The 21,277-nt window shown below is 73.2% G+C and carries 21 protein-coding genes; 10 read left to right on the forward strand and 11 right to left on the reverse strand.

What is annotated here, in order from left to right:
• Nucleotides 1–3 precede the first annotated feature (3 nt).
• The 3 genes from ACIA5A_RS02375 to ACIA5A_RS02385 are packed head-to-tail and all read right to left on the reverse strand — an operon-like array spanning nt 4 to nt 2,715.
• Entirely contained in the window at nt 4–888 is an 885-nt protein-coding gene (locus ACIA5A_RS02375) for an ABC transporter permease (RefSeq protein WP_396755577.1), read from the reverse strand.
• The gene (locus ACIA5A_RS02380; protein WP_181570163.1) at nt 878–1,657 is read right to left on the reverse strand and encodes an ABC transporter ATP-binding protein; all 780 of its coding nucleotides are present in this window, start codon (nt 1,655–1,657) and stop codon (nt 878–880) included. Before ACIA5A_RS02380 ends, ACIA5A_RS02375 begins: the two co-directional genes overlap by 11 nt.
• A complete protein-coding gene (locus tag ACIA5A_RS02385; protein WP_396755579.1) occupies nt 1,654–2,715 on the reverse strand; it encodes an ABC transporter substrate-binding protein in 1,062 nt (353 codons plus the stop codon). The genes ACIA5A_RS02380 and ACIA5A_RS02385 overlap by 4 nt, the downstream gene beginning before the upstream one ends.
• A gap of 148 nt (nt 2,716–2,863) precedes the next feature.
• On the opposite strand from ACIA5A_RS02385, the gene ACIA5A_RS02390 reads away from it, so the two are divergent.
• The 3 genes from ACIA5A_RS02390 to nudC are packed head-to-tail and all read left to right on the forward strand — an operon-like array spanning nt 2,864 to nt 6,567.
• A complete protein-coding gene (locus ACIA5A_RS02390; RefSeq protein WP_396755581.1) occupies nt 2,864–4,174 on the forward strand; it encodes a M16 family metallopeptidase in 1,311 nt (436 codons plus the stop codon).
• Nucleotides 4,175–4,229: 55 nt separating this feature from the next.
• On the forward strand, nt 4,230–5,564 hold the full coding sequence (locus ACIA5A_RS02395) for a M16 family metallopeptidase (protein ID WP_396755583.1): 1,335 nt from the start codon (nt 4,230–4,232) through the stop codon (nt 5,562–5,564).
• 55 nt (nt 5,565–5,619) lie between these two features.
• Nucleotides 5,620–6,567, forward strand: a complete 948-nt coding sequence (gene nudC, locus ACIA5A_RS02400; protein WP_396755585.1) for an NAD(+) diphosphatase — start codon at nt 5,620–5,622, stop codon at nt 6,565–6,567.
• A gap of 680 nt (nt 6,568–7,247) precedes the next feature.
• Here nudC and ACIA5A_RS02405 read toward each other — a convergent pair.
• From ACIA5A_RS02405 to ACIA5A_RS02415, 3 genes are all read right to left on the reverse strand, one after another.
• Nucleotides 7,248–7,517: a hypothetical protein gene (locus ACIA5A_RS02405; protein WP_396755587.1), complete on the reverse strand. Its 270-nt coding sequence runs from the start codon at nt 7,515–7,517 to the stop codon at nt 7,248–7,250.
• Between the two features lie 198 nt (nt 7,518–7,715).
• Entirely contained in the window at nt 7,716–7,955 is a 240-nt protein-coding gene (locus ACIA5A_RS02410; protein ID WP_181570157.1) for a DUF397 domain-containing protein, read from the reverse strand.
• Nucleotides 7,956–8,026: 71 nt separating this feature from the next.
• Nucleotides 8,027–8,998, reverse strand: a complete 972-nt coding sequence (locus tag ACIA5A_RS02415; protein ID WP_396755589.1) for a helix-turn-helix domain-containing protein — start codon at nt 8,996–8,998, stop codon at nt 8,027–8,029.
• A 203-nt stretch (nt 8,999–9,201) separates the two neighbouring features.
• Here ACIA5A_RS02415 and ACIA5A_RS02420 point away from each other — a divergent pair, with 203 nt between their 5' ends.
• Nucleotides 9,202–10,467: an MFS transporter gene (locus ACIA5A_RS02420; RefSeq protein WP_396755591.1), complete on the forward strand. Its 1,266-nt coding sequence runs from the start codon at nt 9,202–9,204 to the stop codon at nt 10,465–10,467.
• A gap of 57 nt (nt 10,468–10,524) precedes the next feature.
• Here the strand turns inward: ACIA5A_RS02420 and ACIA5A_RS02425 are convergent, their stop codons facing one another.
• Nucleotides 10,525–10,767: a mycoredoxin gene (locus ACIA5A_RS02425; protein ID WP_091068606.1), complete on the reverse strand. Its 243-nt coding sequence runs from the start codon at nt 10,765–10,767 to the stop codon at nt 10,525–10,527.
• A gap of 91 nt (nt 10,768–10,858) precedes the next feature.
• On the opposite strand from ACIA5A_RS02425, the gene ACIA5A_RS02430 reads away from it, so the two are divergent.
• The 3 genes from ACIA5A_RS02430 (at nt 10,859) to ACIA5A_RS02440 (ending at nt 13,895) form a co-directional block, all read left to right on the forward strand.
• Nucleotides 10,859–13,009: an ATP-dependent DNA helicase UvrD2 gene (locus tag ACIA5A_RS02430; protein ID WP_396755594.1), complete on the forward strand. Its 2,151-nt coding sequence runs from the start codon at nt 10,859–10,861 to the stop codon at nt 13,007–13,009.
• A 135-nt stretch (nt 13,010–13,144) separates the two neighbouring features.
• Nucleotides 13,145–13,396 carry a hypothetical protein gene (locus ACIA5A_RS02435; protein WP_396755596.1) on the forward strand — a complete coding sequence of 84 codons (252 nt, stop codon included), beginning with the start codon at nt 13,145–13,147 and terminating at the stop codon, nt 13,394–13,396.
• Nucleotides 13,397–13,529: 133 nt separating this feature from the next.
• Nucleotides 13,530–13,895, forward strand: coding sequence for a WhiB family transcriptional regulator (locus tag ACIA5A_RS02440; RefSeq protein ID WP_073828771.1), 366 nt, complete (start codon nt 13,530–13,532; stop codon nt 13,893–13,895).
• Nucleotides 13,896–14,201: 306 nt separating this feature from the next.
• Here the strand turns inward: ACIA5A_RS02440 and ACIA5A_RS02445 are convergent, their stop codons facing one another.
• The 3 genes from ACIA5A_RS02445 to ACIA5A_RS02455 form a co-directional block, all read right to left on the reverse strand.
• The gene (locus ACIA5A_RS02445) at nt 14,202–15,548 is read right to left on the reverse strand and encodes an ABC1 kinase family protein (protein ID WP_396755598.1); all 1,347 of its coding nucleotides are present in this window, start codon (nt 15,546–15,548) and stop codon (nt 14,202–14,204) included.
• Between the two features lie 10 nt (nt 15,549–15,558).
• Entirely contained in the window at nt 15,559–16,671 is a 1,113-nt protein-coding gene (locus ACIA5A_RS02450; protein ID WP_396755600.1) for a TOMM precursor leader peptide-binding protein, read from the reverse strand.
• 181 nt (nt 16,672–16,852) lie between these two features.
• The gene (locus tag ACIA5A_RS02455; RefSeq protein WP_007464795.1) at nt 16,853–17,020 is read right to left on the reverse strand and encodes a DUF5679 domain-containing protein; all 168 of its coding nucleotides are present in this window, start codon (nt 17,018–17,020) and stop codon (nt 16,853–16,855) included.
• Between the two features lie 473 nt (nt 17,021–17,493).
• Between ACIA5A_RS02455 and ACIA5A_RS02460 the strand changes: the two genes are divergently transcribed.
• Together ACIA5A_RS02460 and ACIA5A_RS02465 are read left to right on the forward strand one after the other, a co-directional pair.
• Nucleotides 17,494–18,012 carry a M48 family metallopeptidase gene (locus ACIA5A_RS02460; RefSeq protein WP_396755602.1) on the forward strand — a complete coding sequence of 173 codons (519 nt, stop codon included), beginning with the start codon at nt 17,494–17,496 and terminating at the stop codon, nt 18,010–18,012.
• A gap of 119 nt (nt 18,013–18,131) precedes the next feature.
• Nucleotides 18,132–18,734, forward strand: a complete 603-nt coding sequence (locus tag ACIA5A_RS02465; protein WP_396755604.1) for a hypothetical protein — start codon at nt 18,132–18,134, stop codon at nt 18,732–18,734.
• A gap of 110 nt (nt 18,735–18,844) precedes the next feature.
• Here the strand turns inward: ACIA5A_RS02465 and ACIA5A_RS02470 are convergent, their stop codons facing one another.
• Entirely contained in the window at nt 18,845–20,119 is a 1,275-nt protein-coding gene (locus ACIA5A_RS02470; RefSeq protein WP_396755606.1) for a zinc-dependent metalloprotease, read from the reverse strand.
• A 115-nt stretch (nt 20,120–20,234) separates the two neighbouring features.
• On the opposite strand from ACIA5A_RS02470, the gene ACIA5A_RS02475 reads away from it, so the two are divergent.
• Complete coding sequence (locus ACIA5A_RS02475; protein ID WP_396755608.1) at nt 20,235–21,248, forward strand: PDZ domain-containing protein; 1,014 nt, start codon at nt 20,235–20,237, stop codon at nt 21,246–21,248.
• Nucleotides 21,249–21,277 lie beyond the last annotated feature (29 nt).

Genomic DNA, 21,277 nt, shown 5'->3' on the forward strand with positions numbered 1-21,277 from the left:
ACGTCAGTTGCCGGCCTGGTCCAGCACGCCCCAGCGGCGCCGGATCGCCTTGTCGGCCGCGCCGAACGCGGTGTCCACCAGCAGGCCGACCACCAGGATGACGATCATGATGGCCATCAACCGGGGCGCCTCGCTCAGTTCCCGGGCGTAGGTGAGCTGCGCGCCGATCGAGGTGCGGGTGGCGATGACCACCAGCAGCTCACCGGCCATCAGGCTGCGCCAGGCGAACGCCCAACCCTGCTTGAGCCCGGCCACGATGGCGGGCAGCGCGGCCGGCGCGATCACGTACCGGTAGAGGTTGAGCCCACGGGCGCCGAGGTTGCGGCCGGCCCGGACCAGCAGCGGCGGCACGTAGTCGACGCCGTGGATGACGCCGTTGGCGACCGACGGCGCGGCGCCGAGCACCACCACGAAGAAGATGGCCTGCTCGCTGAGCTGGAACAGCAGGATCGCCAGCGGGAACCAGGCGATCGACGGCATGGTCTGCAACGCGGTGATCATCGAGCCGAGCGCGGCGCGCAGCACCTTGACCCGGGCCACCCCGAGGCCGAGCAGCAGGCCGACCGCGACCGCGGCGGCGAAGCCGACGGCGGCCCGGCGGGCGGTGGTGGCGAGCCCTTCCCAGAGCGCGGAGCTGACCAGGTAGTGACCGAGATCGGCGAAGACCACCGCCGGACCGGGCAGCGCCCAGGGCTCCTTCCAGCCGCTCCACACCACTGCCTGCCAGAGGGCTACGGCCAGCGCCAGCGCGGCGAACTTGGGCCAGGTGGCGGACCAGAGCCGGCGTATCCGGGACGGGCCCTTCTCCTGGCCGGCGATTTCCAGCGCGTCGAGGCCGGAGATCTCGGCGTCGGTACGCGCCGACCCGGTGAGGGTGTCACTGGCCATGCCGGCCCACCTCCTTGCGCAGCCGGTCGGTGACCTCGGCGGCGATCGCCGACACCTCCGGCGAGTCGATCCGCCGGGGACGGGGCACGTCGACCGGGGTGGAGTAGATGATCCGGCCGGGCCGGCTGGAGAGCAGCACGATCCGGTCGGCGAGCCGGGCCGCCTCGCGGACGTTGTGGGTGACGAACAGGACGGTCAGCTTGCGCTCGCCCCAGATCCGCTCCAACTCGTCGTGCAGGATGTCGCGTGTCATCGCGTCGAGCGCACCGAACGGCTCGTCCATCAGCAGCACCGGGGTGTCCAGCGCGAGCGTGCGGGCCAGCGCGACCCGCTGCCGCATGCCGCCGGAGAGCTGGTGTGGGCGCTTGCGGCCGAACTCGGAGAGGTGGACCGTGCGCAGCAGCTCGGCGACCCGCTCCCGGCGCTGGTCGCGGGGGAGGCCGCGCAGCTTCAGCGGCACCTCGACGTTGCCCTCGACGGTGGACCACGGGAACAGCGCCGGCTCCTGGAACATCAGGCCCGGGTTGACGCCCTCGCCCAGCTCGATCGTGCCGCCGCTGACCCGGTCCAGGCCGGCGACCAGGTTGAGCAGCGTGCTCTTGCCGCAGCCGGACGCGCCGACCAGGCAGACGAACTCGCCCGGCGCGACGTCCAGCGACAACCCGTCCAGCGCCAGGACCGCCTGCTCGCCCTGGCCGTACACCTTTGTCACGCCGCGCAGCGCGACCGAGCCGGTCGCGCTGCGCGGGGTCGTCGTGGTCGACGTCACGGCTGGGTGACCTCGGGCTTGCCCGCGGCCTTCAGCACCTCGTTGAGGAACTTCAGGTCGTAGAGGCCCTTCAGGTCGACCGGCTGGGTCAGCCCGACCGCGACGGCGTGGTCCAGGCCGGTCTTCAGCGAGGACGAGATCGGGTCGTTGGTGAACTCCAGCGTCGGCCAGGCCTGCTTGATCAGCTTGATGTCCAGCGGCTTGCCGGTGATCTTGCCGATGTGCTCGGAGATGGCCTGCTGCGCCTCGTCCGGCTTGGTGTTGACGAACTCGTTCGCCGCCACCTGGCCCTCGACCAGCTTCTTCACCACGTCCGGGTGGGCCTTGAGGAACTTGGTGCTGACCAGCAGGTTGGTGATGACGAACTTCTTGTCCGGCCAGAGGTCGCGCTCGTCGACGAGCACCTTGCCGCCGGCGTTGACCAGCCGGGAGACGAACGGCTCCGGCACCCACGCGCCGTCGATGGCGCCGCTGCCGAAGGTCTCGACGGTCTGCGCGTTCTCCTGCGGGACGATCTTGACGTCGCCGCCGCCCTCCTTGGTGGTCTCCAGGCCCTTCTCCTTGAGCCAGTAGCGCAGCGCCACGTCCTGGGTGTTGCCGAGCTGCGGCGTGGCGATCTTCTTGCCGCGTAGCTGCTCCGCCGAGGTGATGCCGGGCTTGACCACCAGCGCGACGCCGCCGGACGCGGCGCCGGAGATCACCCGGACCGCCTCGCCCTTGGACTTCGAGAAGGCGTTCACGGTCGGGTTCGGACCGATGTACGTGGCGTCGAGCGCGCCGGAGAAGACCGCCTCGACGGCCGCCGGGCCGGCGTTGAACGTCTTCGTCTCCAGCGTGACGTCGCTGCCCAGCTTCTCCTTGAAGATCCCCTTCTCCACGCCGACCACGGCCGGCGCGTGGGTGATGTTCGGGAAGTAACCCAGGCGCAGCGTCACCGGACCGGAGGCGCCGGCGGCGTCGCTGTCGTCGCCGCAGGCGGCGGTGGTGCCGAGCGTGGCCGTGCCGACCGCGGCCAGGGTGGCCAGCGTGACCAGGCGGCGCAGGGGGAGCCGTCTCATCGAAAGTCCAATCCGCAGTATTCCTATTTAGTTGGTAGGAAGAGTGGGGCAGGACGAGGTCGGCGTCAAGACCCGTCCCGCATCTGTCCACCGTTCGGCCAGGGCACACCGCCGGTGCGGCCGGTACGGAGGCGCTAGTGTCGATCGCGTGCCGACCAGGAGAGCCAGGATTCCCGCCACGAAGTACCCGGTCGAGCGGTTCGCCCTCGACAACGGCCTGCGAGTGGTGCTCACTCCCGACCGCAGCGCCCCGGTCATCGGGGTGGCGGTGGTCTACGACGTCGGCATCCGCTCCGAGCCGGAGGGCCGCACCGGCTTCGCCCACCTCTTCGAGCACCTGATGTTCCAGGGCTCGGAGAACCTGGAGAAGCTGGCCCACTTCCGGCACGTCCAGGGTGCCGGCGGCACCTTCAACGGCTCCACCCACCTGGACTACACCGACTACTTCGAGACGCTGCCGAGCAACGCCCTGGAACGGGCGCTGTTCCTGGAGGCCGACCGGATGCGCGGCCCCCGACTGACCGAGGAGAACCTGCGCAACCAGGTCGACGTGGTCAAGGAGGAGATCCGGGTCAACGTGCTCAACCGCCCGTACGGCGGGTTCCCCTGGCTGACGCTGCCCCCGGTGATGTTCGACACCTTCCCCAACGCGCACGACGGCTACGGCTCCTTCGACGACCTGGAGTCGGCGACCGTGGCCGACGCGGCCGACTTCTTCCGCCGCTACTACGCCAGCGGCAACGCGGTGCTCGCGGTCAGCGGCGACATCGACGTCGCCGAGGCGACCGCGCTCGTCGAACGGCACTTCGGCGACGTGCCGGCCCGTCCCGCCCCGGAGCGACCCGACTTCACCGAGCCCGACCTGACCGCCGAGCGGCGCAGCACCTACACCGACGCGCTGGCCCCGTTGCCGGCGGTGGCGGCCGCCTGGCGGGTGCCCGACCCGGTCACCGACTTCGCCGGCTACCTGCCCTACGTGGTGCTGGCCGAGGTGCTCACCGACGGCGACGCGTCCCGACTCGTCGAACGGCTGGTGCAGCGGGACCGCACGGTCACCAGCGTCGGCGGCTACCTCGGCTTCATGGGCGACCCGTTCGACGTGCGCGACCCCACCGCGCTGCTGCTCCAGGCGCACCTGCCGCCCGGCGGCGACGTGGACAAGGTGCTGCGCACCGCCGACGAGGAGCTGGACCGGCTGGCCACCGACGGGCTGGTCGAGGGCGAGCTGGCGCGTACCCAGGCCCGGATGGCCACCCACCTGCTGCGCGACACCGACGCGGTGCTCGGCCGGGCGCTGCGGATGGCGGTGCTGGAACAGCAACGCGGCGAACCGGGGCTGCTCAACGACCTGCCCCGGCTGGTCGGCGCGGTCACCGAGGACCAGGTCCGCGCCGCCGCCGCCACGCTGCGGCCCGAGCGCCGCGCGTCGATCGAGGTCGTGCCCGGAGGTGTGCGGTGAGCGCGAGGAGTGAGCCGATTTTGCGAGCCCCGCAGTCGCGAACGGAGATGGCTCAGTGACCGCCCCCACCACCGTCCGGCCGCTGCCGGCGCTCGGCCCCAACCGCCGGCTCGCCGTGCCGAAGCAGGCCGAGCGCACGCTCGGCAACGGCCTCACCGTGATCGCGGTACGCCGTCCCGCCGTACCCCTGGTCGAGCTGCGGCTCTGGATGCCGTTCGGGCGGACCCACCTGGCCCGCGGCGCGATGCTGGCGCAGACCATGCTGGCCGGCACCGAGGCGCACAGCGCCACCGAGATCGCCGCCGAGCTGCAGAAGGTCGGCGGCGGGCTCTCCGCCGGCCTCGACCCGGACCGGCTGATGCTCTCCGGCGCGAGCCTGGTGACCGGGCTGGACCGGATGCTGGAACTGCTCGCCGAGGTGCTCACCGGCGCCAGTTACCCGGGCGACTGGGTGGCGACCGAGCGGGACCGTCTGGTCGACCGGATCCAGGTGGCCCAGAGCCAGCCGTCACACCTGGCCCGGACCGCGTTGCTCAAGCGGATCTATGGCCGCCACCCCTACTCGGTGCAGACCCCCGAGCCCGACCAGGTGCGGGCGGTCCGGCCGGCCGCGCTGCGCAAGCTGCACGCCGAGCGGGTGCATCCGGCCGGCGCGGTGCTGGTGCTCGTCGGCGACGTGCGGCCGGAGCGGGCGCTGGACGCGGCCGAGGCGGCGCTCGCCGGCTGGCGGGGGGACGGTCACGTGGCCGAGCTGCCGCCCGCCCCGCCGCTGGAGCCGGGGCCGCTGCTGCTGATCGACCGGCCCGGCTCGGTGCAGTCCTCGCTGCGCATGGCGCTGCCGGCGGTGCCCCGCACCCATCCCGACCACGCGGCGCTGCAACTGGCGAACCTGATCTTCGGCGGCTACTTCTCCTCCCGTTGGGTGGAGAACATCCGCGAGGACAAGGGCTACACGTACGGGCCGCACTCGCTCGTCGAGCACTCGGTGGCCGGGTCGGTGCTGGTCGCCGGCGCCGAGGTGGCGACCGAGGTGACCGCGCCCGCGCTGCTGGAGACCCACTACGAGCTGGGCCGGCTGGCCACCGTGCCGCCGAAGCCCGAGGAGTTGGAGCAGGCCCGCCAGTACGCGCTCGGCACGCTCCAGCTCGGCATGTCCACCCAGGCCGGTCTCGCGTCGCTGACCAGCGCGTACGCCGGCAACGGGCTGCGGCTGGACTTCCTCACCGAGCACGCCGCCCGGCTGGCCGCCGCGACCGTGGACGACGTCGCCGAGGTGGCCGCCCGTTACCTCGCCCCGGCGCACGCGGTCACCGTGGTGCTCGGGGACGCGTCGCGGGTGGCCGACTCGCTCGCCGCGCTCACCCCGGTGCGGACGGAACCGTCCCCGTGAGCGTGCGGAGTGAGCCGGGTTCGCCAGCCCCGGAGTCGCGAACGGACGGTGGCACATGACGGGTGAGGCGGCGCCGCCGCTGGCCCGGTCCACGCTGGACCGGGCCGCCCACCGGCGTACCGACCCGGCCTGGCTGGCGGAGGCGTGGGAGCAGGCCCGGGTGCTGGTCCTGGACTCGACCGACGAGGGCCGGACGCTGGTTCGCGGCGAGGGCGCGCCCCCGGAGCTGGTGCTCGTCGGCTCCGGTGAGTTGCCCGAGGTGCCGCGCTCGGTGCCGATGTTCCTCGGTCTGGAGCCGGACGGGGCGCCGGTCTTCGCGGTGGACGGGCCGCTGCCGGCGCTGCCCGGCGCCCGCCGGGCCCACCTGCGCGAGGTCGGTCACCTGATGACCGACCGGGACGCGGGCCTGTTCACCACCGCGTTGGCGCTGCTCAACTGGCACCTGCGGCACGGCTACTCGGCGTCGACCGGGCAGCCGACGCGGGTCGACGAGGCGGGCTGGTCCCGGATCGACCCGGGCGGCCACCGCACCTGGCCGCGTACCGACCCGGCGATGATCGTGCTGGTGCACGACGGGGTGGACGGCCCGGAGGGGCGCTGCCTGCTGGGCAACAACGCCGCCTGGCCGAGCAGTCCCGGCGTGCGCCGCTACTCCTGCCTGGCCGGCTACGTCGAGCCCGGCGAGTCGGCCGAGGCGGCCGTGCTGCGCGAGGTCCGCGAGGAGGTCGGCGTCGCGGTCGAGGAGATCGGGTACGTGTCGAGCCAGGCCTGGCCGTTCCCCGGCTCGCTGATGCTCGGCTTCCTGGCCCGGGCGGACGCCGACGAGGAGATCCGGGTCGACCCGGCCGAGATCGCGCACGCGCGGTGGTTCAGCCGACGGGAGATCGGGGCGGCGTTGGCCGGTGAGCCGGTGCCGGTGGACGGCGGGGACCGCCTGCTTCTGCCGCCGCCCTCGTCGATCGCGTTGTTCCTGGTGCACCGCTGGCTCGACGGCCACTGCTGACCCGTTCCGCCCGCCGACCGTGTCCCGCGGGCCGTCGCCAGCGCGGGGTCCGGGCGAAGGCGATGTCGCCACTTCGCCGAACTTGCTCGGCCGGCCACTTCGCGCGTCCCAGGGAGGCGATTCGCCCGACTTGCCGCTCGCGCGGCAGGGTCTCTTTGAGATCTTGGAACGAAATGGCCCCCCTGGGGGCACTTTCGTTCCAAGATCTCGGGCCATTCTGAAGTGTGAAACCGGACTCCTGTCTGGTGGGAGTCCTCGCGCGGGTTCGCCCCCGCCCTCGGGTACTGGCTCGGCAGAGCCGCGGCCCCGGGCCGCCAAGCGCGGGGAGGCGGAGCGGTCCGGCTCAGACGGGCCGGTCCTGGCCCGGCTCGCGCCGGACTGGTCGGGCTGGGCTTGGGTCGGGCCGGGTCCGGCCCGGCGCCGTGCCGCGCCGGGCTGGGTCCCGCTCGCGCTGGGCCGGATCGAGCTGGGTCCGGCTGGGTCGGGTCGGGCTCGGGTTGGATCTGGCTCGCATCGGGGTGGGCCGGATGAGGCGGCTCGGGACAGGGCGGAGACGCGGTCCCGGCCCGGACCGTCGTTGCCGCGGCGGTCTCGGGCCGGGAACACGGGCCGTCGTGGCCGGGTGAGGCGTGGAGCACGGCGGGGGAGCCGGTCCGGCCACGACGGACGTCAGCGGCCGGTCATCCGCCGTCCCAGCGGTAGGGGTGGCCGGGGGTGGGCTCGTCGATGGGCAGCACCTTGACCCGGTGCCGGCCGGCGCGGACCGCCCCGACGGCGGACAGCGCGCGGGCGAGCAGGAGGGCGGCGTCCCGGTCCTCGGCGTGGACGACCTGGCGGCGGGGCTCCGGGGCGCGGGTCTCGTCCCGCAGGCGACCCCCGTCGGCCCAGGCGGCGGCGATGTCGGCGTCGGCGGCGTTACGGATCTCGGTGCGGACGATCAGGAACCGCATGGTGTCCCCCGGAGACGGACGGATGCGCGGTGGAACTTCCACGTCACTCCATGCGTCATCGTACGCCCGCGCCTCGTCCCAGCAAGTGAAACCGGCCGGCTCGTCCGTTCGGGGGATCCCAGGTCAGCACGGTTGTCCGGGGTGGACATGCGAGGGGGCCGCCGGCATGACGCCGACGGCCCCCGGGCACTCGCCGGATCAGTTCAGGTCGAACTGGCCGTTCTTCGCTCCGGCGATGAAGCCGAGCCAGCCGGCCCGGTTGAACAGCAGCACCGGCCCGCTCGGGTCCTTGCTGTCGCGCAGCGCCATGGTCGCCGGCCCGGTGCCGAGCGGCGCGACCTCGACGCAGTTCGAGGTCTGGCTGCGGGTGCTCTTGCGCCAGGCGGCGCCGGCGAGGTGCCCCGAGCGGGCGGTGGTGCTGTGGCGGATCTCGTTCATGGTGTCCTGCTCCTGGTGAGGTGCTCCGATGGGGAACGAGCGACGCCGCCGCCGGACGGCGTCCGGCGGGATCACCGTTCCGTCGTGAGGCGCCCCGAGTCCCGGCGACGCTGGGTCGGCGCCGTTGCCGGCCCGTGCGCCACGGTGGACTCGACTGCCGTGCCGGTCAGCCGTCCCGTCGCCTCGATCAACCAGGAGAGGGTGTCCGATGCGGAGAGTGCTGACGAGCATAGCCACTCGTACACCACTTTATAGCGATTTAGGGTGTTTGCCTCGGTCGACATGACGTCGGTGAACCCACTTTCGATCGCCAACGTCTCCGGATCGAGGGGATCGGCGAACCGATAGAGCGAGAAGGCGGTCGGCGGAAGGTACCAGTCGCCCACCCGGGTGTCCCGCAGCAGCAGCCGCAGCTCCACGTTCGGCAGTCCGGCCAGGTCGCACAGGTGGGCGAGCTGCTCGCGCAGCACCTCCGGCGGTCCGGCCCGCCGGCCGAGCGCGGCCTCCTCCAGCACCGCGGTGTACCGGGGGACGTGGGTCAACAGAGACTGGCGCGCCTGCCGGGCGGCCACCTCCGTCTCCGGGTCCTCCGGCTCCGGGTCGCCGGCCTGGTCGGCCACCCGGGCCGCGGAGAGGATCCGGTGCCGGGCGTACCCCGGGGTCTGCAACAGCCCGGGCACCAGCACCGGGTTGTACTCGCAGATCTCTGCGCAGCCCGCCTCCAGCTCGGCGAAGGCACGCTGCTGCTGGGTCATCACCGGGAAGTTGCGCAGCCAGCCCCGCATGTCGCCGGCCTCGTGGGTGATCCCGGTCAGCTCCGCGCGCTGCTCGTCGTCGGCGCCGTAGAGCGTCAGCAGCACGTCGACGTCGTCCGGGTCGGGGCGGCTGCGGCCGTTCTCCAACCGGGACAGCTTGGATGCGGAGGCCCAACCGATCCGCTCGATGACCTGGTCACCGGTGAGACCGGCTTGTTCGCGGAGCCGGCGCAGCTCGGTGCCGAGGCGGCGGCGACGCAGGAACGGGCCTGGTGCGGCAGGAGGCACGGCGTCCTCTTTCCCGTCGACCGTCGCGAGACGCGACGGTAACTGTATGGAATTCGCCCCCCACGGCCAGTATGGACGGCGCGACCGGTGTCGGCGGGTCCGGCAAGGGCGTGTCACGAGACAAAAAGAGGACTCTGGAGAGCGCCTACACGCGGCGCCCGCCCCCGACGCGCCCGCGGGCGCACCCCTGCCGGAGGGAACCGATGCGCACCGTCCTGCGCCGCCCCGACTTCCGCCTGCTCTTCGCCGCGATGGTGGCGAGCATGGCGGCGGAGTCGATCCTGCTGCTCGCCCTGGCCGTCTGGGTGAAGGACCTGACCGGCTCGGACAGCCTGGCCGGGGCGACTCTCTTCGCCGTGATCGCGCCGATGGCGTTCGCCCCGCTGGTCGGCTGGGTGGTCGACCGCTACCGCCGCCGGCCCTTCTTCGTCGCCGCCAACCTGGTCGCCGCCGTGCTGCTCGGCCCGCTGCTCACCGTGCGGGACCGGTCCGACGTGTGGGTCATCTACCTGGTGGCCGCGCTCTACGGCTTCTCCTCGATCACGGTGACCGCCGTGCTCAACGGGCTGATCCGCAACCTGGTGCCGGCCGACCTGCTGGCCGACGCGAACGGCGCGCTGCAGACCGTCCGGCAGGGGCTGCGGCTGGTCGGGCCGCTCGCCGGGGCCGGCATCTACGCCGCCGTCGGCGGCTGGCTGCTGGTGACCCTGTCCATGGGCGGGTTCCTCGCCGCCGCGGCGGTGGTCGGTCTGCTCCGGGCGGACGAGAGCGTGCCGCCGGACCCGGGGCGCCGCTGGTCGGCCGGGGTGGGCGCCGGGCTGCGCCACCTGGCCCGCCAGCCGGCGCTGCGCCGGGCGCTCGTCGGCTACGGGCTCGGCTCGTTGGTGATGGGCTTCACCGAGTCACTGATCTTCGCGTACGTCGATCTGGGCCTGCGCCGCGACGCCGCGTTCGTCGGCGTGCTGGTCATGGTGCAGGGCGTCGGCGGCCTGATCGGCGGCGTGCTGTCGGCCGCGGTGGTCCGCCGGCTCGGTGAGCTGGGCGCGCTGGCCGCCGGGGTGACGTTCTTCGGCCCGGCCGCGCTGGCGCTGGCGTACCCCCGGCTCTGGCTCGGGGTGGTGGCGCTGCTGCTGGCCGGCGTCTCGCTGCCGCTGACCATGGTGGGGCTGCACACGCTTGTCCAACGCCGGACGCCGCCGGCGCTGCTGGGTCGGGTCACCGCCGCGTCGAAGGCGCTGATCAGCGGGCCGCAGGCGATCTCCATCGGGACCGGCGCGCTGCTCGTGGGGGTGTTCGACTACCGGCTGCTGTTCGCCCTGGTCGGGGCGGTCACCACGGCGGCCGGTCTCTACCTCTGGCAGGGGCGGAGGCTCACCCCGCCGGGCGCCGGCCCGGCCCGCGTGCCGGGGCCCCGACGGCCGCTCGACGACGAGATGCTCGCCACCACCGACCGGCGCCGCATCCGCTGAGCGGACGACGAGCGGCCGCACCCGACGGGGTGCGGCCGCTCGGCAGGTCCGCTCCGGTCAGCCGGGGAGCGCGGCGAGGTGCTGCTTCACCTGGTTGATCGACGGGTTGGTCAGGGCGCTGCCGTCGGCGAAACGCAGCGTCGGCACGGTCTGGTTGCCGCCGTTGACACCCATCACGAACTCCGCGGCGGCGGTGTCCTGCTCGATGTCGACCACCTCGTACGCGATGCCCTCCCGGTCGAGCTGCGACTTCAGCCGGTGGCAGTAGCCGCACCACGGGGTGGAATACATCGTCAGCATGGTCTGGTCCTCCAAGGGTGGCTCGTCGCCCGGTCCGATCAGGCCAGGCTAACCGCTGCAACGTCGGACGGGGCTGGGATGATTCCCTGCTGTGGGGGTTCACTCAGCGGCGGAACGGGTGCTGACCGGGCTGGATCCGGAGCAGCGGTCCGCGGTCACCGCCCCGGCCGGCCCGGTCTGCATCCTGGCCGGCGCCGGCACCGGCAAGACCCGGGCGGTGACCTCGCGGATCGCCTACCGGGCGCTGACCGGCGACATCGCCGCCCGGCACGTGCTGGCGGTCACGTTCACCGCCCGCGCCGCCGCCGAGATGCGGAGCCGGCTCGCGGTGGCCGGGGTGGGCGGCGTCCAGGCGCGCACGTTCCACGCGGCGGCGCTGCGCCAGGTCCGCTACTTCGCCCCCCGGTTGCTGGCCGGGCGGGCCATGCCGGAGTTGCTGGACAGCAAGGTGCGGGTGGTCACCCTGGCCGCCGCCAAGGTGGGCCTGCGCGCCGACCGGGCCGCCGCCCGCGACCTCGCCGCCGAGATCGAGTGGGCCAAGTCGTCCCTGGTCGAGCCGGACGAATACGCGGTGGCCGCGGCGAAGGCGCTGCGCGAGACGCCGTACGAGCCGGCCCGGGTGGCCGAGGTGTTCACCGCGTACGAGCGGCTCAAGCGCGGCAACGGGGTGATCGACTTCGAGGACATGCTGCGCGCCGCGGTGTGGGGGATCGAGGAGCACCCCGATGTGGCCGAGCAGGTGCGCAACCAGTACCGCCACTTCGTGGTCGACGAGTACCAGGACGTCAACCCGCTCCAGCAGCGGCTGCTGGACGTCTGGCTCGGCGGCCGGGACGACCTGACCGTGGTCGGCGACGCCAGCCAGACGATCTACTCGTTCACCGGCGCGACCTCGTCCTACCTGGTCGACTTCCCGCGCCACCACCGGGGCGCGACGGTGGTCCGGCTGGTCCGCGACTACCGCTCCACCCCACAGGTGGTCGGCCTGGCCAACGCGGTGATCTCGGCGGCCCGGGGCGCGGAGGCGCGGCTGCGGCTGGAGCTGCACGGCCAGCGCCGGCCCGGCCCCGAACCGGAGCTGCGGATCTTCACCGACGAGCCGGCCGAGGCTAACGCCGTCGCCGCCCGCTGCCGGGCGCTGGTGACCGCCGGCACCCCGGCGCGGGAGATCGCGGTGCTGTTCCGCACCAACGCGCAGTCCGAGGCGTACGAGAAGGCGCTCTCCGAGGCCGAGGTGCCCTACGTGCTGCAGGGCGCGGAGCGGTTCTTCGAGCGGCCCGAGGTGCGCCAGGCGATGATCGCGCTGCGCGCCGCCACCCGCTCGGTGCCGGGGGAGACGCCGCTGAGGGCGGCCGTGGTGGAGGGGCTCGCCGCGGTCGGCTGGGCGCCGGACGCGCCCCCGGCCGGCGGCGCCGCGCGGGAACGCTGGGAGGCGCTCGCCGCGCTGGTCCAGCTCGCCGAGGAGTACGCCGCCACCCCCGAGGTGGTGCCGATCGGCGAGGCCGCCGCCGTGGAGCGGCAGGTGACGCTTGCCGGCTTCACCGAGGAGTTGGCCCGGCGCGCCGCCCAGCAGCACGTGCCCACCGTCGAGGGCGTGACGTTGGCGTCGCTGCACTCGGCCAAGGGCCTGGAGTGGGACGCGGTGTTCCTGGTCGGGCTGGCCGAGGGCACGCTGCCCACCTCGTACGCGAAGACGCCGGAGCAGGTCGAGGAGGAACGGCGGCTGCTCTACGTGGGGATCACCCGGGCCCGGGAGTGGCTCTGGCTGTCGTACGCGGCGGCGCGCTCGCCCGGCGGACGGGCCCGTCGGCCGTCCCGCTTCCTGCCCCAGCTCGACCGTTCCGGCGGCGGCGAGCGGGCCGGCGGCACGGGTCCGGTCCGCAAGGCCGAGCGGCGGCGACCGCAGGTGGTCTCCTGCCGGATCTGCGGCGCGACGCTGCTCGCCGGGGCGGACCGGAAACTCGGCCGCTGCCCGACCTGCCCGTCGGACCTGGACGAGGAGCTGTACGAGCGGCTGCGCGAGTGGCGGCAGCGGGTGGCCGGCGCGCAGAAGGTGCCGGCCTATGTGGTCTTCACCGACGCCACGCTCACCGCGCTGGCCGAGCGGAAGCCCGGACGCGTCGAGGATCTGGTCGCGATCGCCGGGATCGGGCCCCGGAAAGTGGGGCTTTACGGCGATACGGTGCTGGCCCTGGTGGCCGGGGCGACGGTGGACGACGTCTGCCCGCAGAAAAGTTTCTAAATCTGGCCGTAAATCGTTTGCCCTCCCCCGAGGGCGAGGAATAGCCTCAGGACACACCTCGAAGCGGCGCTGTTCTGGCTGCTCACGGGGGATGAGTCCATGGTCGGCACGAGGAAGGTCAGGGAGGTGGCACCAATGGAGATCTACATCTACGAGCGTCCGGCGGCGATGCCAGCTGCCGGCGTTCCCCTGTCGTCCGTCCGGGTGGCCCTTGCCGCTCGACCGTGGGCTCCGCAGGCGCACCAGGTCCAGGTTCAGGCCGAGCTGAACCTGACCGTCGCGCCGATCAACGGGGTCGACGGGACCAGTGGCTTCACGGGCATGGGCATCGGCGCCGACAAGCGCACTGATGTCCGCGGCGTTCCACCTCGAGGTAGACCGGTCTGATCCACAGACCACCGGCTCACCTCGAGGCCGCGGAACCCGCACACCGGGATCCGCGGCCTCAGTTTTTTTGTACCGCCGTCGTACGTCGGAAATGCGATCCACGAGATCGAAGTGAGAGAGAGGTGACCGGAGGATGAGTCTGGCGTTGGCCCCACTCGACGTGAGCGTCGAGGTGGAGGCGAACCTGCCCTGCCGGAAGTTCGACCCCGACCTGTGGTTCTCCGACTCGCCCGCCGAGCTCGAGCTGGCCAAGTCGCTCTGCGGGGACTGCCCGCTGCGCGTCGAGTGCCTGGCCGGGGCGGTGGAGCGAGCCGAGCCCTGGGGCGTCTGGGGCGGCGAGATCTTCGAGCGTGGCGCGGTCGTCCCGCGCAAGCGGCCCCGTGGCCGTCCGCGTAAGGAGGACCTCGCCCGCGACGCGCAGCTCCGGGTCGAGGCGGAGGCGCGACTGGCGGCCAGCGGGCTGTCCGAGTCGCGTAGCGCCGTCCGGCTGGCAGCCTGACACACCTACGTTCCGAGACCGACCGATGCCGGTGTCCCTCCACCGGCCGACCTGAGAAGAGAAACCCGATGCTGCACCTGCCGAACGGAACCGAGATGCAACTACTCCACGAAGCGTTGTCGAGGGCTCGAATGCCCCGGCCTCAGGCCGGTCGCACCACCACGAGCACTGAGGCAACCCGTTCCGCCCGTACCGTAGCGATGCGGGGTCGCGGCCAGTCGGCCCGCGACCTGGGCGTTCTCTAGATCGACCAATAAGGAGGGGGCGGTGACCGAACGGTCACCGCCCCTTCGGCGTGCTTCGCGCTCAGGCCACCGGGGCGAAGCCGGGCAGCCAGCGCTCCAGGATCGCCCGGTAGGACGCCTTCGCCTCCAACTGGCAGAGCACCCCGATCGACCCCAGCGTCACCCGGTGGATCATCAGGTAGGACGGCGGCAGGTTGAGCTGCCGGCTGAGCTGGTAGGCGGCCGAGCGGGGGCTGGCCAGCCGGGCCGCCTCGGCCCGCAGCCAGGCCCGGGTGAACCGGAACTCGTCGGCCGCGATCGGCTCCAGCATCGGCCGGAGGAAGTCGAGCACCGCCGGGGCGTCGATCGACTCGTTCCGGCCGACGAAGCCCTCGTCGCGCAGCCCGTCCACCACGCCGTCGGCGTCGCCGCGCAGCGCGAGCGCGGCGATCCGGCCGATGGGCTCCGGCGTGCCCTCCGGCATGCGGGCGACCGCGCCGAAGTCGATCACGCCGAGCCGGCCGTCCGGCAGCAGCCGGAAGTTGCCCGGGTGCGGGTCGGCGTGCAGCAGCCCGGCCCGCTCCGGCGCGGAGAGGTGCAGCTCGGCCATCAGGCGGCCGGCCTCGTTCCGCTGCTCCTCGGTGCCCTCCCGGATGATCTCGGACAGCGGGATGCCCTCGACCCATTCGGTGATCAGCACCCGGGGCGCGGCGTCGAGCACCTCGGGGATGAAGATGTCCGGGTCGTCGGCGTACGCGGCGTGGAAGGTCCGCTGCGACTCGGCCTCCAGCTCGTAGTCCAGCTCCTCGGTGATCCGCTCGCGCAGCTCGGCGAGGAGCGGTTTGACGTCCAGCCCCGGTTGGATGGCGCGGAACATGCCGCCCAGGCGGGAGAGCTGCTTGAGGTCGGCGAGCAGGGCGTCGCCGGCTCCCGGGTACTGGATCTTCACGGCCACGTCCCGGTGCCGCGGGCCACCGTTGGGCCCGTAGCCCGGGTCGCGCCACACCGCCCGGTGCACCTGGCCGATGCTGGCCGCGGCGGCCGGGACGTCGTCGAAGGAGACGAAGCGGTCACGCCAGTCCGGCCCGAGTTGCTCGGCGAGCACCTTGTGCACGGTTGCCACCGGCAGCGGCGGGGCGGCCTCCTGGAGCTTGGTGAGCGCCTGCCGGTAGGGCGCGGCGATCTCGTCGGGCAGCGCCGCCTCGAAGACCGACAGGGCTTGGCCGAACTTCATCGCCCCGCCCTTGAGCTGCCCGAGGACGCTGAACAACTGCTCGGCGGTGCGCTGCTGGATCTCGGCGGAGATGACGTCGGACGCGAGCCCGGTGACCCGCTTGCCCATGCCGAGGACGGTTCGACCGGCGAATCCGAGCGGCAGGGCGGCGAGTTTGGCGGTGCGGGACACGGCCCGCCGCGGGATGTCGGTCACCCGACCATTGTTACCGACGGGAGGGGCCCGCTGCTGCCGTGCGGCCTTCAGCGGGCGGGCCCGACCGGATCGGGCGACGCCCGCAGCAGTCGCACGAGGGGTGCGGGGACCATCGTCGGCGCCGGAGACGGCCGGGGCCCCGGACCTCCACCGCCGCACCGAGCGTCTCCGGGGTGCCGCCGTCCACCTGGGCCAGCGCCTCGGCCGCCGCGAGGGCCGCCGCGGCGAGCCGGGTGCTGACCGTGCAGGTCCGTTCGCCGCCGTCGGCGGCGAGCTGGGCGGCGAGCGCCGGCCAGTCCGCGTCCCGGTCGGTGCGGTGCAGGTCGAGGCAGCGCAGGCAGGGGCCGGCGGGCGGGCGCACCAGTGGTCCGACCACCGGCACCCCGCCGCGCAGGTCGAGCAGCAGGTGCGGCTGCCGGCGGCGGGCGTGACCGGCGGCGAGCAGTTCGGCCGGGCGATCCACGCCGAGCTGCACCACCAGGTCGGGTCGGGCGGTCCGCAGCGGACCGGTGGCGGTGCCCGGGGCGCACCGGTCCAGCGCCGCCCGGAGCGCCGGGGCCAGCGGCCGGCCGAGCTCCGCGCCGGACAGGCCGGTCCCGACCAGGTCGCCGGCGCGGACCGGGCCGGACAGATCGGGTACGACGTGCCCGATCCCGGCCTGGGCCAGCGCGACGGCGACCGCCGCGCCGAGCCGGCCCGAGCCGGTGACCAGCACCCGGGCGCACCGGCGACGGCGCAGCAGCCGGGCCGGCGTGCCGGGGAGCTGGGGGGTGCCCAGGGCCAGGGCGTCGGCCTCCGCGACCAGTCGGGCCCGGAGCGGTCCGGCGAGGTCGCGGGGGAGCAGCGTCTGCGCCGGTACGACCAGGCCGGCGATGCGGAGCGCGTCGAGCAGGGCCCGTGCCTCGTCCGGCGGAACTCGGGCGGCGCGGGCCGCGGCCAGCACGGCTCGCTCGCTGCGGGTGCCGTCGAGCAGGTCCAGCAGGTGGGTGGTGCCCGGGGTGGAGACCTCCAGCAGCACCGCGGGCCCGGGTTCCACGCCGAGCTGGAGGGTGCGCCGGTCGCGCCACAGCCGGACGAGGCCGGGCAGCAGGGTGGGACGGATGAGTGGCGTCGGCTGGGTCACACCACGAATGGTGACCGTGTCCGCGCGCTCCGTCGTTCGTTGTCCACAGGCGCGTCGCGCCATGGCCAGGCTTGTCCACAGGACATCACCGGTTTTCCACAACCGGCGAGTAACCGTGTCGGATACGCGACGGGGGAGGGGCGGCCGCCGGCCGCCCCTCCCCCGAGCGAGCCCGGACGGGTCAGACCTTGGCCTTGCCCAGGATGCGGTTCACTGTTGTGCCGCACACCGGGCACTTGCCCTTGGCCATGTTCATGCCGGTCTTCGAGACCTCCACGTGCCCCTCGAAGTCCCGCTTCTCCTTGCACTTGACGCAGTAACCGTTGTAGGTCTGGGCCTGGTCGGCCACGGTAGCCTCCTCGTCTCGTCCGCCGGAGGTGCCCGGCGGGTCTCCCTGCGACGGGCCACGCGTGGCGCCGGCGCCGGGGGTTCTCCGCGATCAGTCACCTGATCGTGGTTGGCGGACCCTACCCAGGTCTGGGCGGTTCCATGTCAGCTGCACGCCGACTCTGTGAGCAAGTCGACGGCAAGAGTGTGCACGCCGAGTAACGTCGGATAAGTCAGTTTCGCGAGGACACGCCGGTTAAATACGCTCAGCTCCCCTTCGCGTGACCCCCGTGTCGAGGACCCGTCGTAGATCATTTAACGTGGCAGGTGGCCCGCCGGTGATGGTCAACTATCGCCGCAAAGAAATTTTTCGGGACTCCTTACCACCAATCGCCATTTTCCGGGCGCGTGTCGTCGTGTTGACTCTTGCGGACTCCTGGTCAGTACGCATTACCTTTCCTTCGTGACAGTCAACCGAGGCTGCGCGGCGCGGTAATGGCCGTGGTGCGGAAGCCGGTCGTCGAGGTGCGGCGCAGTCAGCGTCGGCGACGCACGGTGTCCGCGTACCGGGACGGTGAGCGCGTGGTCGTGCTCATCCCGGACCAGTTCTCCCGCGCCGAGGAGAGCGAGTGGGTCGACCGGATGCTGGCCCGGTTGGCAGCCCGGGAAGGGCGTTTCGCCCGATCCGACGCCGAGTTGCTGGCTCGGGCCTGCCGCCTGATCGCGCTCTACCTGCCGGAGCACGGATCCGCCGCCGAGCCGGCGAGCGTGCGCTGGGTGACCAACCAGAACGGCCGCTGGGGCTCCTGCACCCCGGCCGACCGCACCATCCGCATCTCGCACCGGATCCAGGACATGCCCGACTGGGTGATCGACTACGTGCTCCTGCACGAGTTGGCGCACCTGATCGTTCCCAGTCACAACACCGCGTTCTGGTCGCTGGTGGCCCGCTACCCGAAGGCCGAGCGGGCCCGCGGCTACCTGGAGGGCGTGGCCGCCACCGCCGGCATCTGACCCCGCCCCGCCCGTCGATCATGAAGTTGGCCTGACGTCTCGCCCCTTTTGTCGCGGCCAACCTCATGGTCGACCTCCGAGTGGGGGCTACGTGCGGTGGTGGGGGCTAGGGTCGGCGGATGGTCCGACGTGTGGTGGTGGCGTTGCTCGGCCCGGTGACCTGGTCGCCGCCCGGGATCGAGTCGGCGCGGTGGCGGACCGCCCTCGCGGAGGACGTGGTGGACCTGCTGGCCACGCTGAACGAGGTGGAGACCGCGGTGGCCGTCACGCCGGCCGACCGGTGGCTCGCCGACGCGGTGGTCTGGCCCGGCACCACCGTGTACGAGGTGCCCGAGCCCACCCCGAACGCGGTCCTCGCCGCGCTCGCCGGCTTCGACCAGGCGGCCGTGGTAGCCGCCGACGCGCCCGACGTGCCCGGCCTGACGCTCGGCAAGCTGCTCCGGCCGCTGTCCAGCCGCCCGGTGGCGGTCGCCCCCGTGGAGGGGAGCGGACCGGGCCTGCTCGGGATGGCCGCGCGCCTGCCCGCACCGGAGTGGCTGCCGGGGCTGGACCTGGACACGACCGCCCCGGCCGAGGTGCGGGCCGCGGCGCCCCGGCCCGGCGACGTGGCGGTCACCGCCGGTTGGCGTCGCCTGCGCGGGCCGGCCGACCTGGGCGCCCTCGACCCGGCCTTCGAGGGCTGGGACGCGACCCGGGCACTGCTCTCCGGCCACCCCGGCTGACCGTTCGTCGTCCGTGCGCCGCGCCGGCGCGGCGGTCCGTCCGCGTCGTCGCGGAACGCGTCGGGGCCCGCACGGAGAAACCGTGCGGGCCCCGACCGGCGTCTCCGGGATCAGGACTGCTTGCCGTCGTCCTCGCCCGGGGTCGGCTCCTCCGGCCCGCCCGGGGCGGAGAAGTCGAAGTTCGCCAACTCGTCGTCGAGGTCGGTGGAGGTCGCCGCGAACGCCTCGGGGGCGGCGAAGTCGTCGTCCGACGGGAGCAGGTCGGGGTGACCCCACACCGCGTCCCGCCCGGCGATGCCACGCTGCTCGGTGAGCGCCGCCCAGAGCACCGTCGCCTCGCGCAGTCGGCGCGGTCGCAGTTCCAGCCCGACCAGGGCGGCGAACGTCTGCTCGGCCGGACCGCCGGCGGCCCGGCGGCGACGGAACGCCTCGCCGAGGCTCACCACGTTGGGCAGGCGGTCGCCGGCGGCGCTGTCCACCACGTGGCAGACCCAGCCCTCGACCAGGGCGAGGACGGTCTCCAGCCGGGCCAGCGACGCCTTCTGCGCCGGGGTGTCCTCGGGGGTGAAGATGCCCTCCAGGGCGATCGCCTGCATCGACTCCGGGTCGGTCGGGTCGACCCGGCCCATCGCCTCCTCGATCGCCTCCCGGTTGACCCGGATGCCTGCGGCGTAGTTCTCCACCGCGGTGAGCACGTGCCCGCGCAGCCACGGCACGTGCTGGAAGAGCCGCTGGTGGGCGGCCTCGCGCAGGGCCACGTAGAGGCGGACCTCGTCCTCCGGCAGCTCCAGGCCCTCGCCGTACGCCTTGATGTTGGCCGGGATGAGCGCGGCGGCGCCGGCGGGCCCCAGCGGCAGGCCGATGTCACCGGCGGAGAGCACCTCGGCGGCGAGCGAGCCGAGCGCCTGGCCGAGCTGGCCGCCGAAGAGCGCGCCGCCCAGCGTGGCGACCATCGACTGCATCGGGCCGAGCTGGGCGCGTGCCTCCTCCGGCACCAGATCACCCATCGCGCCGACCATCCGGCTGGCCACCGGGTCGCAGAGCTTGCGCCACACGTCGAGCGTCTTGAAGATCCACTCGTTGCGGTTCCAGGCGACCGAGGAGCGGATGCCGGAGGGCCACGAGGTCGCCGGTTCCAGCCAGAGGTCGGCGATCCGGAGCGCCTCCTCCACCGCGTTGCGCTCGAACGGCGAGACCGCCGGGTCGCCGGACGCGGCGAGCTGGCTCGCGGCGACCTGCCGGGCGAGGTCCCAGTTGACCGGCCCGCTGCCCGGCGCGGACAGCAGGTGCTGCAACTGCGACATGAACTGCTGCATCTGCGCGGGATCGTTGGGGTCTGGTGGTTGACCACCCGGGAGCGCGAAGCCGAACGGAATATCAGGCACGACCTCTACGGTACGCGGGCCCCGCCGCAGGTCGTGCTCGTCGGCGTTGCGCTGAGGGCGAAGTCCGTCGGTGACCGCGCCGGACGGCGGGGCACGGATCGGTACGCTCTGGCGCATGAGACGTCGCGGCGTGACCGTCCTGCTCGGTGCCCTGCTCACCGCCCTGCTCAGCGTCGGCGTGCTGAGCGTGCCCCTGCCGTACGTGGTGCTCGGCCCCGGCCCGACCGTCAACACGCTCGGCAGTGAGAACGGCAAGGAGGTCATCCAGGTGACCGGCCGCGCGACCTCCAGCTCCGCCGGGCAGCTCCGGCTCACCACGGTCGGCGTGCAGCCCACGGTCCGGCTCCGGTCGGCGCTGGCAGGTTGGTTCTCCTCGGACGAGGCGGTGGTGCCGCGGGAGCTGGTCTACCCGCCGGGCGAGTCGCAGGAGGAGGTCGAGAAGCGCAACGCGGAGGACTTCCAGAACTCGCAGACCAGCGCCGAGACGGCGGCCCTGCGCGAGTTGGGCTACCCGATCAGGGTGCTGGTCAAGACCGTCACGCCGGGCGGTCCGTCGGTGGACGCGCTGCGGGCCGACGACCAGCTCACCTCGGTCGACGGCACGCCGGTGACGAGCGCGGCCAAGCTCACCGAGCTGATCCGGGCCAAGCCGGCCGGGACCGCGCTGAGGATCGGCTACACCCGGGGCGGCGCCCCGGGCACCGCCACGGTGACCAGCCGCGAGCAGGACGGCCGCCCGCGCATCGGGGTGGAGATCGACCAGCAGCAGCCGCACCCGTTCACCCTCAAGATCGATCTCGGGGACATCGGCGGACCGAGCGCCGGCCTGATGTTCACCCTGGGCATCATCGACAAGCTGGAGCCGGCGGACCTGACCGGCGGGAAGATCGTCGCCGGCACCGGGACCATCGACGACGAGGGCCGGGTCGGCCCGATCGGCGGCATCGCGCAGAAGTTGGTCGGCGCCAAGGAGGCCGGCGCGAAGGTCTTCCTGGTACCTGCGGACAACTGCGCCGAGGCGGTCCGTAACCCGCAGCCGGATCTGCCGTTGCTCCGGGTGGCGACGCTCGACGACGCGCTCAAGGCGCTGGAGACGCTGCGCGCCGGGGGGCAGCCGACGCGCTGCTGAGCAGGACCGGTCATCGGCCCCGGGCGATC

It is taken from the genome of Micromonospora sp. NPDC051300 (assembly GCF_044455315.1).
GTDB lineage: Bacteria > Actinomycetota > Actinomycetes > Mycobacteriales > Micromonosporaceae > Micromonospora > Micromonospora robiginosa.